Raw genomic sequence first — 16,440 nt, forward strand, 5'->3', positions numbered from 1 at the left:
TTATATACAGACTATGAGCGAACTTATATATTATGATTTAAAATCCACTCCTGGTATGTCGACTAGCCTTTCGGTTCAAGTAGCCAAAGAAGTGGGCCGACGTATTGTGGCTGGTTCATTTGAAGTTAATAGTTTAATGGATGATGAAGACACGCTTGCCAATCGCTATCAAGTTAGCCGAGTGGTTATGCGCGATGCAATTAAGATCCTTGTTAGCAAAGGATTACTTGAAGTACGTAGAGGCATTGGCACACGAGTACAATCTCGTGATAAATGGAATATGCTCGATGATGATGTACTTGCATGGCACTTATCCGCCCCACCAAACCCCAAGTTTCTACGCCAACTTATGGATGTTCGCTTAGCATTTGAACCCAAAGCAGCTCGTTGGGCTGCTCAAAGAGCTACGCCTGATAACCTTGCTGAGATTTTAGCCGCGTGTGATAAAATGGCGATTGCGGGAAATACCGCTGAAGAATTTATCATCGCAGACTCACTATTTCATAAAGCTATTATTAAAGCTGCTCAAAACAGCTTTTTAACCTCGATGGAAGGGGTTATTTATTCCGCACTATTAGTAAGCATTAAAGTAACGAATAAAGATCCTAGAGAGAACGGAGCGTCAATTCCGTTTCACCGTGAAGTATACGAAGCAATCGCCGCAGGTGATGCCGATAAAGCAGAAATGCTCACCGAAAGACTACTTAATGATGCAACATCTAGATTAGCAACAAACACGGGTGAAGATAAATAACCATTGTTTTTTTGCTAAAAATCATATAAATAAGAACTAGTTTTAACTATAAATGGATACCAGTATAGAATGAGTGAATTAACCTACTACGATTTAAGACGCGCCAATTCAATGTCACCAAGTTTGCCAATACAGGTAGCCAAAGAATTAGGTCGTAGAATTGTGGCAGGTACTTATACTGCGGGTACACTCATTGATGATGAAAACAAACTATCTGAGCGTTTCCAAGTTAGCCGTGTGGTTATTCGTGATGCAGTTAAAATACTGGTAGGTAAAGGCTTATTAGATGTTAGACGTGGTATTGGTACTCGTGTTAAAAGTCGTGACAATTGGTCATTACTTGATGATGATGTGCTTGCTTGGCACTTAAGTGCACCTTTAAATCCTGAGTTTTTAACGCAGTTAATGGAGTTCAGGTTAGCATTTGAACCAAAAGCTGCCAGTGTTGCCGCTGAACGTGCTACTGACGAAGACATTATAAAAATTAAAGAAGCATTATGTGAAATGGAAAATAGCGTGAGCGATATTGATAAGTTTGTTATTGCTGATGCACACTTTCATAGTGCGATTTTAAAGGCATCACACAATGAACTATTTATATCTATGGAATGCATTATTTTCTCTGCTTTACTGGTTAGTATCAAAGTAACCAACCAAACTGCAGAAAGTAATTTAGCGTCGATCCCGTTTCATGCTGAAGTTTTAGACGCAATTGCAAATAAAGACAGCAAAAAAGCCCAATCATTAACAGAAAATCTACTCTATGATGCTAAGTCAAAGCTTCAAGCCTTAATGGCCAATAAATAACGTTATTTTTAAATCATTTAGAAAGGCGCTGCTAACTTTTTATTTAGTGTGAGAGGAATAAAAAGCTAACAGCGCACATGTATAAGTGACAAAACCATCAATGAGTCAATTAGATCTCATCACTCAAACCCTCGTTATCTATAAAATTCCACATACTGTGTTGCATTGTCAGTAAAGTCAGCCAACGACATACCCGCTTTATACAAACCACTGCCTAACCCAAAACCGCTGGCACCTGCATCCATATAAGTGCGCATATTATCAGGTGAAACACCACCAACAGGCAGAATATCAATTTTAGGGAGTATCGTTGTCATTGCTTTTAAACCAGCTGGGCCTGCTGTTTCAGCAGGAAACAGCTTCAGCGCATCTGCCCCCGCGTGAATCGCTGCATAACCCTCTGTAGGCGTATAAAAACCTGGCACACTGTATAAACCTTGCTGTTTGCTATAACGGATCACCTCTACATCAGCATGTGGCGATATAATTATACGTCCCCCTGCTTGTTGAACTTCATCAACTTGCTGCTTGTTAACTACAGTTCCAGCACCAATCACTACTTGTTCACCATATTTGTCACTCAGTAGCTTAATACTCTCATAGGGAGATGGAGAATTTAGTGGCACCTCGATAACACGGTAGCCTAAATCAACCAGCACATGTGCATAATCAAGAACTTCACTCGGAGTAATACCGCGTAAAATTGCAACTAAAGGCAATTGTTGCATAGCCTGTTGTAGGGTGATCATAAGGTAACCTCTGTAGATAAAATCAGCCCTGCATGTTTTGCAATTGCAAACATGCCGTTAATTGAAGCCTGAGAGCTGTTTAAAATTGTTGACGAATAACCAAGTGATAGTAGAGCTGCCGAATACAAATTATTTAACCGGTTGTTGCCAATTAAATAGATATGCTCAAGTACAGGTTCATTCGCGATGACACTGTGTAACTCAGCACCAATTATTAGCCCTGATATATAACTGTATACAGCAGCTGCAGGGAGTTTATTCTCGAGCTGCAAAGTGCGTGCACTAAACAAATGGTGTAACAAACCACCTTGTAATTGACTGCATGCAACACCTTGCAAAAACTGGCTTAAGTCGGTGTCTGCTTCTTTGTGTTGTTGTGTTAAGCCCGCACTTAAAATGCTGTGCTTAGTCACTAAATCAAACACTTCCCCTGTCATATGTGTACTAAAACGAGTTATTACTGATTCGCCGTTACAATCTTTGCTAACACAGGCCCATTTAGAATGAGTGCCTGGCAAACAAAAAATGCTGCGTGCAAGTTCAGCTTCACTGATCACACCTTGCTCTTGTTCAATTATCGACAACGCACCAAACACTTGGACTTCTTCGCCGCGCATCACATCACTTGCACCGCGCTGTGGCTGATATTTAAAACCAGGGACAATAAATTTTTGCTGTGGGCTGGCAACATCTAAATGCACCAAATGTTGAGCACTTTTAGATAAACTCACCGGACAATGCAAATAGCCGGTATCTTGCCAGCCAACTTTACTGCCTACCATTCCTGCCATAATGACAGGAATGTGCTTATCGCTGCACCAATCACTTATGTAGTTATTAAGCGCAGCTTCAAATTGCCCCTCTGATACAGCAAGTACGCCACTAGCGGCACTTACCTGCTTTATAATTTGAGCATTTTTATCAAGTAAAAATGCTCTAAAATTAGTCGTTCCCCAGTCTACAACGATTAATTCGCCCGCAACTGTTTGTTGATCACTCATCACAGAAGTCTCCATTGGATAGAGTTAGCAGATTTACTGAACTTCATAATGCTTAATAAAGTCAGGATCTGGCTCTATTCCTAATCCAGGCCCTTGTGGCAATGCAACTGAACCATTATTTTCTTTTACTTGTTCATTGATACGCAGTGATTCTTTTAATAAGTTTTCACGGAATAAATTAGGAGTCGTATCGTATTCAAGCATTGGCTGTACTGGATGCGCAGCGCCTGGTAAGTCAGGTAATGCAGCCAGTAAATGTAAGTTAGTGCCTACTGCTAAAGCCGACCCCCATACATGATTAATTACTGGAACAAAATGTGTATGCGCTAACGCTAATACTTTTTGATATTCAGTTATTCCACCTAACGCGCACACCTCAGGTTGCAACAAGTCAACACAACGATTCTCAATGAGATCTCTAAAGCCCCAACGCGTAAACTCAGCCTCACCACCAGCGATGGTCATATCGAGAGCTTCGCACAAATCGCGATAACCTTGTTTATCCTCTGGCGCAACAGGTTCTTCAAACCAATAGACACCTAGATCTTGCATTGCACGACCCAACGGAATTGCTTCACGTGCCGTATATGCATGATTTGCATCAACCATCAAGCGCATATCATCACCAATACCACGGCGAACAGCTTCTACTAACTTAATGTCTTCTTCAGGACTTAGGCCTATTTTCATTTTCATTGCATTAAAGCCAGCATCTTTAATACGTGCGCTTTCATGCTCAAAGCTTTCAGCAAGGTTGGCTTTGCGCTGTAACATCATTCCGTAACCATATACGGGGATCTGCTCTCTAAAGGCGCCGCCTAACAACTTGTAAACAGGTTGATTTAAGAATTTTCCTGCGATGTCCCACAATGCAATATCAACGCCAGACATTGACTGGATTGGCATGCCTTTTTGTCCATGATCTCGCATTAGGTTGTACACTTTATGCCAAATTACTTCTCGGTCTAAGGGATCCATACCAACTATCATTGGCTGTATTACACGTTCCACAATTGTTTTATTAGCAAATGCAATACCGCCACCGCCAAAGCACTCGCCCCAACCTGTAATACCAATATCCGTTCTCACTTCCACTAAATGAGCGGTGCGCTTCGCATAGTATTGTTGTGAGTAACCTAACTCTTCTTCCAAGTCATATTGCAGAACATGGCTAATAATTTCTGTTATTTTCATTAGTGTTATCCTTAAACGTTAAGTGCACGTGAAACACGTTTGTAGCTAAGGTAATCATCCAGTGCTAACACTGAGCAATCCACACCAACGCCTGATTGTTTAATACCTAAATGCGGTAAGTTAATCGCATACTTAATACCGTTCACTTGTACTTCACCAAAACGGAGTTCGCTTGCAAAGTGTTCCGCCTGTTCTAAATCTTGTGTGAAAATAAATGAGCTTAAGCCCGCATCAGTATCGTTGGCATCAATCAGCACTTGTTGCTGCGAATCAAAGGTAATAATACTGATCACAGGACCAAAAATTTCTTCTTGATAAATTCTCATTTCAGGGGTTACACCAACAAGCACTGTTGGACTGTAAAAATAACCTGTTTGACAATGCTCAGGCTTGCCACCGCCAACTAAAACTGTCGCCCCTTTGGCTTGTGCATCTTTAACTAGTTCATCAATACGATTCCATGACGCAAGATCCATAACAGGTCCCATATCAATGTCTGCATCACGATCAAAACCAACTTTAACTGCTTTTGCACGTGCAACGACTTTCTCAATGAACTGTTCAGCAACTTGTTCAGCAATAAATACACGGTTTGGCGTCACACAAATTTGACCTGCGTTTGCATATTTAACGCCGCATATCACATCAGCAGCATTGTCTAAATTCGCATCGGCTAAAACAATGGCAGGGGCATTTCCTCCTAACTCCATTGAATAGCGCTTAATCGATGTCGCACCAGTACCAATGACATGTTTACCAACATTGGTGGAGCCGATTAAAGTGAGTAATGAGGGAATGGTCGATGCGGAAATAGCGTCACCCACTTTGTGATCGGGCCCAGAAATAATATTGACTACACCTGCTGGCAAACCGATTTGTTGACACAATTCGCCAACAGCATAAGCAGAAAGAGGTGTCTTTACTGAAGGCTTTATCACAATAGGGCAGCCTGCTGCCATAGCTGGGCCCAGCTTGTAAGCTAAGTTAAGTAACGGGAAATTCCATGCTAAAAATGCAGCTGCTACGCCAAGCGGTTCACGACGTAAAGAATGGCTATGTGTTCCCTCTTTATCAGTCAAAGACTCTTGCTCTAGGTTGAGCATGGCATCGGCATAGAAATTAAGGCTATCAACCAACATTTGATAATCATCTTTAGTTGATTGCCAAGGTTTTGCCATCTCTAGATGCAAACACTCTCGTAGATGTTGCTCGTTTTCGATAACCGCATCACGTAATTTATGCATCCATTTAACGCGCTCTGTCACTGGGGTTTTTGACCAGGTAGGAAAAGCAGCTTGCGCGGCTTCCAGTGCTAGGTTTGCTTCATCAATTCCTGCTGCAGCAATTTCACCAATAGTTTCCAAGGTCGCTGGGTTTAATACCTGTGTAGTTGAGCCCGTTGTTATTAATTTTCCGCCAATATAAAGTTGTTTAGACAGCATTTATCCGCTCCAATTATTTTTGACACCAAACCGAATAAAGGCACTTTATTGGCTGGAGAATTAAAAGGTATCGATCACCTTATACATAGCAAGTATTTAAACATATGATGTTTGCACTGACAACATAAAATTCACATTTATTTACTTAACTCTTTATGCGCCCCCCTCTTATCAAGCGAGTGATACACCTATAATTACTGCGCAGGTAATGTTAAAAAACGTAGAAGCAGTATAGCGGGGGAAATTATAGATCGGCATTCAGTCTAATACTGACTCGATGCCAAAGCTTACTTTTGAACTAACCAAACGCTACTTAACTAATAAAGAACTCTACTTGCCAGCTTCTTTGCTCATGAGCTACCAAGATTGCAGCTTCTTTATTTTCAATAGATTGACGTAGAGAGTCAGAATTACCAATACAGGGTTCGATACCGAGTACAAAGGGAGCTGGTAAATCGTTACCAGACCAACCATGATAATTAAACCATAACCCTAAATGGCTCACTTGGTGAGGGCTAAAACGAAAACCACAATATTCATCGCCACAGCTGAGTTCTACCTCAAAAGAGTCTGTTTCAGTAAAATAAGTACTTAACCTATCGCTATACATTTTACTGGCAAAACCACTGTAATAAGGCATAACATGGCTCAGATTTAAGTGATGGTTTAGTGGTGATTGGTATGGCCAACTGAAATGTTTAACCTGAGTATTAAAAAATGTTTTAAACCCTGTATCTGTCGCAAACTCAATGGCACGCGTAGGTAAGGTAATGTGCATATTTGGTGTCACTGCAAAAATAGGGTGCATTGACCAAATATACGGAATAGGCTCATCACTGTGATTGACTAGCTGATAATTTACGATTAATCCCTTGGCAGATTTACCCAGCTTTAAACTTCGCGTAAAACGATAACCTAAGCCAACACCTTCACATTGTAGAACCACAATGATTGCGCTTTTGCTGGTTTTTAACTCAACTACTTGCCATGGTAAACACCACAGTTGCCCGTGATCAGGGATATTAACTTTGCGTTTAGCAATTGGAAAATCAACTTCAGGAGCAATACTTGGAAAACACTCATCCCAACCGCCACTATCAAAACGTGTAAAGTCATCCGCATAATTAGCTTTATTAAGCCCAACTTGCTCATCGAGTGCTAACCACTCACGCTGTGTTTGCATCGCTTTCAACGAGGTAATTTTCCCGCCAAGCTCAGGAACGACCGTACAAGATAAATACGCATTACGTATCGTAATTGCGTTAAAACCTTGTACGGTATGCTCTATACATTCAAGCATGACGTTTTTAATCGTGATAAATTACTGAACGGCCGCCATCTACAACAAGGCTTTGCCCAGTCATAAAGCTTGATTCATTACTCGCCAAAAACACAGCTGGATAAGCGACTTCTTCAGTAGTGCCATTGCGTTTTAGTGGATGCACATCGGCAATGGCTTTTCTAGCTGCGGCAGGATCTTCCATGTCTTGCCACGTTTTAAATGCCATGGGTGTTTCAATCATGCCAGGGCACAATGCATTAACACGAATATTATATTGAGCAAACTCGACAGCTAAATTCTTAGTTAGACCGATCACCGCATGTTTAGTAACGGCATACGGGAAATAACCGGGGACTATTTTGTATGAATGTACTGATCCTAAGTTAATGATGCTACCCTGCCCATTTTCTTTCATATGAGTAAGTACGGCTTTACTACAATGCCACATACCATCAACGTTTACGGCAAAGTTTCTTCTCCACATGTCTGAGGTAACGTCCGTTACTTCTTTTCCTGTTGAGATCAATGCAGCATTATTAACCAGGATAGTCGGTTTACCGAGCATGTTTACCGTGGCTCCGACCATTGCATTCACAGAAGCTTCATCGGCAATATCAACATAACAAAAGTGAGCGTCGTATCCTTGTGCAATTAACTCATTAGCGACTGCCTGCCCCATGCTTTCATTAATATCAGCAACGCATACTTTCGCACCTTGTTGGCAAAAAACTTCAGCTATTGTTTTACCAATACCATCGGCAGCACCCGTTACAATTGCAACTTCATTCAATAATCTTTGTGACATAAATTGTTTCTCTTATTTAACCAATGAAGGCACTAAATCGCGTTCAATATTCTCTATTGTTTTACCTTTTGTCTCAGGTAAAATTATCGCCATAATCGCAAAGCCGGCAACAGCCACTGCGCCGTAATATAAGAAGGTATTTGCAGCCCCCAACGTTTCCAATTGCCATGGGAAAAATTGTTGAATACTCCAACTAGAAATACTCTGTACTAATGCCGCAAACGGTAAGGCAACACTTCGTACTCGACTTGAAAATATCTCTGAAAAAATAACCCACATGATTGGCCCGATAGACATATTAAAAGCAGCTAGAAAAGCAAACAAACCAAACAACACATATCCAGGGTTAATATTAATAGCTTCATTAATTACTGCACCTGTCACTAAAGGAAGCTCTTTTTTTGAAAATACTTTTGCCAAGTCTTGTTTAAGCGCTACATCAGTTTCATACACATGATTTTCGAGAGCTGCTAGTTTATCCACATCAATTTGTTGGCTTAAAGCAGAAATAGCTTGCTTATCAATTACATAGCTTGCATTATCAAAGCCATACCAAATAGACGTATGCGCTAATGCTATCAGCAGTAATCCACTCAAAGTTAAAGTACGACGACCAAGCTTTTCGACAAAGAAAATCGCTACTAAAGTGAACAATACCGACACTCCACCGAGCACAATTGTCTGTAAAAATGTATCTTCAACGCTCATTCCTATTTGTTCAAACACGGTTGGCGCATAAAAAAGCACTGCATTCATTCCTGTTGCACCTTGTATTACTGCATAGCACACAGCAAGTAAAACAACAAAACGCATTGGTTTGCTGAACAATACTTTTAATTGCTCAATTGCATTATTACGCTTGTCCTCATTCACCGTTTGTTTAATTTCATTAAGTAAAGTATCAGTTTGGGCTGGTGTAGCTATGTGATTAAACACTTCACGTGCGTCTTGTTCACGGTGTTTACTCATTAGCCATCGAGGTGATTCAGGGATCGTTAGCAATAGTGAAAACCAAATAATATTTGGAATGATTTCAAAACCTAACATATAACGCCAAATATTTTCCTCAGTTAACCAGTCAATATTAAGCATGCTTTTTACTAAGAAATAATTAATCACAAATGCAAATAAGCTGCCCAAGGTTATTAGTAATTGATTAACTGATACAAATTGTCCACGTTTATCTGCGGGGGCAATTTCACCTATATACATGGCCGATACGGTAATGGATGCAAAAGCAACCCCGCCAATAAAACGGCCGAGTATTAGCATCGGATAGCTAACTGCAAAAGCTGAAATAATTGTTGATAGTGAATACGTTAATGCAATAGCAATAAGCACTTTTTTTCGCCCAAAACGTTGGCATAAACCGCCTGTGAAAAAAAGCGCTAAAATGACCCCAACAATTGCACACCCAACAACATTACCTGTTTGCAAACTCGTCAGCTCAAACTGTGAGCTGACAAACCGCAGTGCCCCAGAAATGTTTGCTGCATCTAAGCCAAATACAAATCCACCAAATGCTGCGATTAATGAATAACGAATGGCTCTATTCTGGTTTTTGTTATTATTTTCCAATGTTAATGCCTTATATAATAAGCGATACCCTAATGTGTATTGCCTATGTTGAAACCATGATTTCTGCTTTTATAAAATATAATCGGCGAAATCCATAAAACAATATACCAACATATAAACATATGATGTTTATATATGCAAGATGTTTGTTATGAGTGGATTAACAGTTTCTGCAGGTGTAAGAAAGTAAAAGGCAAGCACAAAAGTGTTTGCCTTTTTGTTCACAAATAAAAGACCAAGTTACACTGTAACGGCGGGTTCAAATACACCACTACAGCAAGAAGGGTAAAAAAGTGTGGTGCCATGTTGGACAGTTTTGACTGGCGTTTTATCTAATTCGCACGCCGCACTGGTGACAAACAATGTAGTCGCATCTGAGCCGCCAAAAGCTGGACATGTTGGTCTGGGTGTATCAGTATCAACACTATGTAGATGTTTACCTTGCGGGGATATACACATAACTTCTCCCCCATCCCAAAGTGCAATCCAGATATTTCCATGCACATCAACAACAGCACCATCTGGTGAGACCGCTAACTCGCTAAAGTCATAAAATATAGTAGGCGCTGAGGTTGGCCAACCGGTATCAACATCAAGCTTCACAACATATAATTTTTGCTCTAAAGAGTCAGCAAAATAACCTACTGCACGCGCTTTATCAAAACACATTCCATTGGGAATAGACAACTCACTAATAAGTTTACGTAATTGCCCGTTATGCCATCGATAAAATGCGCCGCATTTTGCTTTAGCATCAACGTTCATAGTGCCAACCCAAAAACCACCCCATGGATCCGCACGACCATCATTACTGCGGTTTGTCGTTAATTGATCCTCAATGTTTACAATTAACGTCATCACCTGTGAGTCGATATGATACTTAAATAAACCTTCTGACGTTGCCATTAATAAGTGAGCATGATCAATCCAGCCCAGTGCTGTCACCATGACCTTAAGTTTCACTTTTTTAGCGTGACCATTTTGGTAACTAAATAAAATATTATTTGGAAAATCAAGCCAATAAAGGGTATTCCTTTGTGGGTGCCACAGCGGACTTTCACCAACAAAATTCACCGTTTCATCTAATACCTGAACAGCCATATTCTTCATCATTATGCCCTTATCACCAGTTGGTATGCGAACCATCTTGCTTACTTAAGTGAGGCGCTTCCAGCTCAACCGGTGTTGCTTTTCGAAACGCATCTTCATTAACTTCAACACCTAAACCCGGTACATCCGGTATACTAAATACGTTGCCGACTAGTTCATGTTGTTCTGGAAATAAACTTTTATCATGGGCACCAAATTCACTAAATGGCCCTTGATGCGTTTCCATCAAGCTAAAATTAGGCAATGCTGCAGCAAAGTGATTAGTAGCCGCAGTACATACCGGGCCAAGTGGATTATGAGGCATCACATCAATGTAGTGACTCTCAGCCCATCCAGCTACTTTCATTGCTTCTGTAAGGCCGCCAATATTGCAAACGTCAACCCGTAGGTATTGCGTTAAGCCTTGTTCAATATAAGGTTTTGCCGCCCATTTAGAGCTAAACTCTTCACCAATGGCAAAAGGAATATTAGTCATTTTACGCAGTGCAGCATACGCTTCTGGTGATTCATTACGAATAGGTTCTTCCAGAAAGTCTAAGGTCTGCGGCTCTAACCGCTGACAAAAAGAAGCTGTTTCTGCAACACTTAAACGGTGGTGATAATCAATACCTAAAATAATATCAGGACCCAGCACTTTACGTAGCTCATTTAAGCATCGCGCTGTACGTGTAATTGACTCAGTTGGCTCAAATATTTTAGGGTCATCAAAGCGACTTGGGATCACGCGAATAGTAGTCCAGCCTAAAGCAACCAAAGCTTTTGCCTCTTTTACTAACTCATCGAAACGATCTGGATCTGCTTCAGTATAACAACAGGCAAAACATGGGATTGTATCGCGTTGTTTACCACCGAGTAATTGATAGACCGGCACTTGCAACGATTTACCCAGTATATCGTACAAGGCGATGTCTATTGCCGAGATAGCTGCGGTGATCACCCTGCCACCTTCAAAATAATGGCTGCGATAAAGCTCTTGCCATATTCGGCCAATCTGGCGCGCATCTTTTCCTCGTAGAAAGCTGGCAAAGTGGCTAACAGCGCCCATGACAGCTTGTTCTCGATTCGATAAACCTGATTCACCCCAACCTACATAGCCACATTCGGTTACTACTTTGACTAACAACTGATTACGCTTACCAACACAGCCTAAGATTGCTTCTACAGATTCTATTTTCATTTTTTACACACACCTATTATTCTGGTTGAGTTGCTGGTAAACGGTATTTGTCCATTCGATCAATATCGTATTTTTCGTATTGTCTTTTCAATAACCAACGTGGGCGTTCAAGTGTTAATTCCCAAGAGAATAATGATTTAAACATTGATTTCACGCGTTCAGGGTATTTTGCAGCTAGGTTATTTTGTTCGCCAATATCATCCGCTAGGTTATAAAGCTCAGCAGGGCGATCTGGGAAACGAATTAGTTTCCAGTCACCATCTCGGATCACTGCACGGTTTTCTTTTTTCCAAAACATAGTTTGATGCGGACGTGCTGTGTTTTCACCTGTTAAATACGGCAATAAATCAACGCCATCAACATCATCTGCCGGCTTATCGGCTCCAGCTGCAGCATAAAAAGTAGGTAATAAGTCTAGCGTACTCACTGGATAATCATATGTTTGCTGAGCTTTAATTTTAGCAGGCCAACGCATTAAGAATGGTACACGGATACCACCTTCAAGTTGATTTGATTTAGTTCCTGCCAGTGGTGCATTGTTAGAAGCGTTTTTATCAGAAGGCCCCCCATTATCATTACTAAATACAACAATGGTATTGTCAGCCAAGCCAAGCTCTTCAAGTTTATCTAACACGTAGCCACTTGCGCGATCGAGCGATAACGTCATGGCGGCAAGCTCTTTACGTGTTCCTGTTAAATGAGGAAACTTTGCTAAATCTTTTGGATCGGCTTCCATTGGCGTGTGAACCGCATTAAATGCAAGGTAGATAAAAAATGGGTTATCTTTATTTTTTTCTATGTATTGTGCCGCTGCCTTACCTAAGACATCCGTTAAATAACCCGGCTCTTCTTTGAAAACCCCCATCCCATGTTCAAGTTTTTTATCAAAAAACTGGGCATTCGCATTCTTTTCATCTTTCGCTGTGTATGCATAATAACTACGGTCTCCACCACGAAACCCTAAAAACTCATCAAAGCCACGGTTTAATGGATGAAAACGATCAGCACTACCTAAATGCCACTTACCAAACGCAGCCGTTTTATAGCCTTGCTTTTTTAAATAATCAGCCATCGTTGTTTGATCAAGCGGCAGTCCCATTTCAGCACCATCAAGGGCTGAATTTGGGCTCATAAAACCTGGTACATTAATTTCTTCATAACCAAATCGTTGCTGGTATTTACCTGTCATCAATCCTGCTCGTGATGGGCCGCACGTTGCGTCACTCACATAGCCTTGCGTAAAACGTACCCCACCGTTCGCAAGTTTATCTAGCTGAGGGGTTTTCATGATATTACTGCCTTGAAAGCCAAAATCGCCATAGCCTGCATCATCAGCAAAAATCAAAACTATATTTGGTTGCTTCTTATTTCCCTGCGTTGCTGCAGCATTAAATGCACCAAAACAGGTTAAGAAACTTAAACATACTAAAACTAATGTTCTCATTTTATCCGCCTTTTTTCATTTTTATTAATAAAGCACTTTACATACTCATTTGCCTAAGCTTAAACCAAAACATTATAAAATAGCAAACATATGATGTATGTTTGTGAGCAAGAAATTAAAGCTATTAATATGCAGAACAAACCACCCTAACCTTGCCCATACTTCAGTCAATTATCAAATAACAAAAAATAAACATCGTCATAACATATTGCCAATGCAAACATCATATGTTTAAATAACTACCATGAATCACATGCTATTAACATCTGAACACACAATGTATACCATACAGCCAGCCTTTCACGCTTGGTTATCAGAGTTAAAATAACAGCGGGTTCTAGATTAAAACGGGTAAAAACAGAGAGACTAACTACCTTAAAATAATAACTTTGATAAATCGGAGTGATAAGATGCCAAAATTTAATAAGCTACATACTGGGCTATTGCTTGCGGGTTGTTCTTTCACCGCATTAACTAACCCTGTATATGCGAATGAAAAAATAAACGTAAAACAAGCTGAAGTAACTAACAAAGACAGTAAAGAGCTTGAAGTAATTCTAGTAAGCGCACAAAAACGCGACCAAGCACTAAAAGATGTGCCTTCTTCTATTCAAGTTTTAGATGATAGCCTAATCGAAGAAGTGGGTATTGAAGACGGCTTTGATTTAGTCACTTATTTACCAGGGTTCGGTTTAGATGACAGTACAGAGATCCGTACAACAACACTAAAAACACGCGGTATCGGTACTTTTACAAATTCAATTGGCTTACAGTCATCTAACTTAGTGGTTATTGATGGCGAAGTACTCCCTCGTCAGTCTATGCTAAATTTACCTGTATCAGATGTGGAACGAGTAGAGGCAATGCGCGGTCCACAAGGTACCTTATTTGGCCAAAATACCTCAACAGGCTTACTTCACTATGTGACTAAAAAACCTGAAATAGGTGAACTCACTGGTAAAATCCGTGCAGGTGTTAGCGAGTTTAATGGGCGCGATGTCAGCGGTACTATTAACCTTCCTATCGCTGAAGATTGGGCTCTACGTTTTAATGCGCAATACAGCGATATTGACGGCTGGATTGATAACACCATGCCCGGCGAAGAAGATAATAAAGTTGGTGCTAAAACGACTAAAGCAGGTCGCGCGCAATTACTTTATGACGCAGGTGAAGGCCTCGATGTATTATTTCGTTTAGAGTACTCTGAAACTGATAATAACTGTTGTTCAATGAGTAGCTTAGGCGGCATTAATGTGAACTTTGGACCTAACCCAATCATTCATGTTAAAGATGATGGCACAATCGAAGGCACCACTTATAACAGCATCAACCCTTCATCAACTTTTGAGGAAAATGGCGGCCCAGTGACTGCACGTAACGCAGAAGCAAATTATGGCTCCACAGAGAACTTCGGCTTTTCAATTGCTGCTGACTACTACTTAAATGATGAAATCACATTTTCGTATAACGGCAGTTATCGTGATTTTGACTTATACAACAGTTCATCGTTTTTTACCGTAAACTACCCTGTAGAACGCTCAGCATTTGGCGGTAATGAATCAGTTGAAGTGCAACAACAAGAGTTTCGTTTAAGTTCATTTGATAATGAACGCTTTGATTGGGTTGTTGGCTTATTTTACCATGATACTAAAGGCCAGCGCTCAGAAACCCGTGACGGATGTATTGCCGGTAATCGTGGTTTAATTGAAAATGGCGTACTTGCTGGCTGTTACTCTGGTCCATCGACTAACCAATTTCTTGCAAACTATAATAGTACAGGTATAGATGATCGCTCTTTATTAGTACCACAACGCTTATTAGGTGGCGGTGAGTTTACTACCAACTTTGAGAATATCGCGATTTTCGGCCAACTTGATTATCAAATTACTGAGCGTTTTGATGCAACTTTCGGCTTCCGTTATCTGCATGAAAAAGGTGAAGCAACATTTGCTCGTACAGATCTACGTACTCCGCAAACTGGCGTTGGTTTAGAATCATTTGATGAGGTTTATCAAATGGCGCAAACCGATCCTTCACTTATTATTAGAGAAACAGATCCGACTAAATTCTCTGATTCTGATTCCGCATTTATTTATAAAGCAGTATTAGGCTATGATTTTGCACGCAGTGTTCGTGGCTATGTAAATTACTCTACTGGTTATAAAGGTGCTTCGTACTTTGTTACGACGAATACCGATCCAGCTGAAGCTGATAATTTCCCAACTGCGCCTGAACAATCATCAAACTTTGAAGTAGGTTTACGCTCAGGCTTCTTCGACAACGATTTATTATTTAATATAACTTACTTTGATATGTCGGTTGAGGATTATCAAGTAAGAGCAACACGCGTCATTGATGAAGACAACAACATTGTATTTGCCGGTTATGTAAATGCAGCTGAAGCACGCTCAACAGGTATTGAGGCGGATGTTGTGATGAATATTACTGATGAACTTAAATGGTCTGTTAGCTACGCTTATTTTGACGCGCGCTACGAAGATTTTGATGATACCCCAATCAACTGTCCGGCGGGTGATGGTGGTTTACTAGCTGATCGCTGTACAACGGATGAAAATGGCCGTCAAAGCTTTAACCAAACCGGTTTATCTTTTGAAAATAATGCTGAACAGCAATTATTGAGCACTATTAAGTACGATATTCCATTAGGTAATACTGGTTGGAACAGCAATGTACAAGGTATTTGGCGCTACAATGGCAGTCATACTCAGTCAATCAACGAATTAGCATTTGGCGAGTCAGCAAATCCATCATCAAGCATTTGGGACCTTTACTTTAATGTCACCAAAGGCCCTGTACATGTTAATTTCTATGTGAAGAATTTATTTGATAAAACATACACCAGCCGTCAACGTATTAATCAAGATGGTTTTGGCGAAGGCTTTTATCCACGCGACTGGTCTCGCTATGTAGGAGCCAGTATTCAGTATACATTCTAAACTCTGCCTACGCTCCTTGCCCCTTGCAAGGAGCGTAACCCCTTTGCTATCCATGCTCATTAAAGCGTGTACATAGCTCCCCATATTCCTATCCTCACCACGTTATCATATTTTTGAACTATGTATTACAGCGTTGCTTT

At 40.6% G+C, this 16,440-nt stretch carries 13 protein-coding genes; 3 read left to right on the plus strand and 10 right to left on the minus strand.

Translation table 11 applies throughout. The features are described from left to right. Positions 1-13: 13 nt before the first annotated feature. Complete coding sequence (locus CWB85_RS01745) at positions 14-754, plus strand: FadR/GntR family transcriptional regulator (protein WP_138553926.1); 741 nt, start codon at positions 14-16, stop codon at positions 752-754. 69 nt (positions 755-823) lie between these two features. Further along, the gene (locus CWB85_RS01750; protein ID WP_171038972.1) at positions 824-1,561 is read left to right on the plus strand and encodes a FadR/GntR family transcriptional regulator; all 738 of its coding nucleotides are present in this window, start codon (positions 824-826) and stop codon (positions 1,559-1,561) included. 134 nt (positions 1,562-1,695) lie between these two features. Here CWB85_RS01750 and CWB85_RS01755 read toward each other — a convergent pair whose 3' ends face one another. The 10 genes from CWB85_RS01755 to CWB85_RS01800 all read right to left on the minus strand — a co-directional run bounded on the left by CWB85_RS01755 (position 1,696) and on the right by CWB85_RS01800 (position 13,343). Further along, a complete protein-coding gene (locus CWB85_RS01755; protein WP_138553927.1) occupies positions 1,696-2,310 on the minus strand; it encodes a 2-dehydro-3-deoxy-6-phosphogalactonate aldolase in 615 nt (204 codons plus the stop codon). After that, the gene (locus CWB85_RS01760) at positions 2,307-3,311 is read right to left on the minus strand and encodes a 2-dehydro-3-deoxygalactonokinase (protein ID WP_171038973.1); all 1,005 of its coding nucleotides are present in this window, start codon (positions 3,309-3,311) and stop codon (positions 2,307-2,309) included. Before CWB85_RS01760 ends, CWB85_RS01755 begins: the two co-directional genes overlap by 4 nt. Before the next feature lie 33 nt (positions 3,312-3,344). Further along, on the minus strand, positions 3,345-4,505 hold the full coding sequence (locus CWB85_RS01765) for a mandelate racemase/muconate lactonizing enzyme family protein (protein WP_138553929.1): 1,161 nt from the start codon (positions 4,503-4,505) through the stop codon (positions 3,345-3,347). Between the two features lie 11 nt (positions 4,506-4,516). After that, complete coding sequence (locus tag CWB85_RS01770; RefSeq protein WP_138553930.1) at positions 4,517-5,947, minus strand: NAD-dependent succinate-semialdehyde dehydrogenase; 1,431 nt, start codon at positions 5,945-5,947, stop codon at positions 4,517-4,519. A 313-nt stretch (positions 5,948-6,260) separates the two neighbouring features. Continuing rightward, positions 6,261-7,247 carry an aldose epimerase family protein gene (locus CWB85_RS01775; RefSeq protein ID WP_138553931.1) on the minus strand — a complete coding sequence of 329 codons (987 nt, stop codon included), beginning with the start codon at positions 7,245-7,247 and terminating at the stop codon, positions 6,261-6,263. A gap of 7 nt (positions 7,248-7,254) precedes the next feature. Next, positions 7,255-8,034 carry a glucose 1-dehydrogenase gene (locus CWB85_RS01780; RefSeq protein ID WP_138553932.1) on the minus strand — a complete coding sequence of 260 codons (780 nt, stop codon included), beginning with the start codon at positions 8,032-8,034 and terminating at the stop codon, positions 7,255-7,257. A gap of 12 nt (positions 8,035-8,046) precedes the next feature. After that, positions 8,047-9,612, minus strand: a complete 1,566-nt coding sequence (locus tag CWB85_RS01785) for a sugar porter family MFS transporter (protein WP_138553933.1) — start codon at positions 9,610-9,612, stop codon at positions 8,047-8,049. A 240-nt stretch (positions 9,613-9,852) separates the two neighbouring features. Beyond that, on the minus strand, positions 9,853-10,725 hold the full coding sequence (locus CWB85_RS01790; RefSeq protein WP_171038974.1) for an SMP-30/gluconolactonase/LRE family protein: 873 nt from the start codon (positions 10,723-10,725) through the stop codon (positions 9,853-9,855). Between the two features lie 10 nt (positions 10,726-10,735). After that, positions 10,736-11,899, minus strand: a complete 1,164-nt coding sequence (locus CWB85_RS01795) for a mandelate racemase/muconate lactonizing enzyme family protein (protein WP_138553935.1) — start codon at positions 11,897-11,899, stop codon at positions 10,736-10,738. 16 nt (positions 11,900-11,915) lie between these two features. Beyond that, a complete protein-coding gene (locus CWB85_RS01800; RefSeq protein WP_138553936.1) occupies positions 11,916-13,343 on the minus strand; it encodes a sulfatase in 1,428 nt (475 codons plus the stop codon). A gap of 410 nt (positions 13,344-13,753) precedes the next feature. Here CWB85_RS01800 and CWB85_RS01805 point away from each other — a divergent pair, with 410 nt between their 5' ends. Next, on the plus strand, positions 13,754-16,300 hold the full coding sequence (locus CWB85_RS01805) for a TonB-dependent receptor (protein ID WP_138553937.1): 2,547 nt from the start codon (positions 13,754-13,756) through the stop codon (positions 16,298-16,300). Positions 16,301-16,440 lie beyond the last annotated feature (140 nt).

Origin of the sequence: Pseudoalteromonas sp. S1727 (genome assembly GCF_005886375.1) — a bacterium.
In the GTDB taxonomy this organism is placed as follows: Bacteria; Pseudomonadota; Gammaproteobacteria; order Enterobacterales; family Alteromonadaceae; genus Pseudoalteromonas; species Pseudoalteromonas haloplanktis.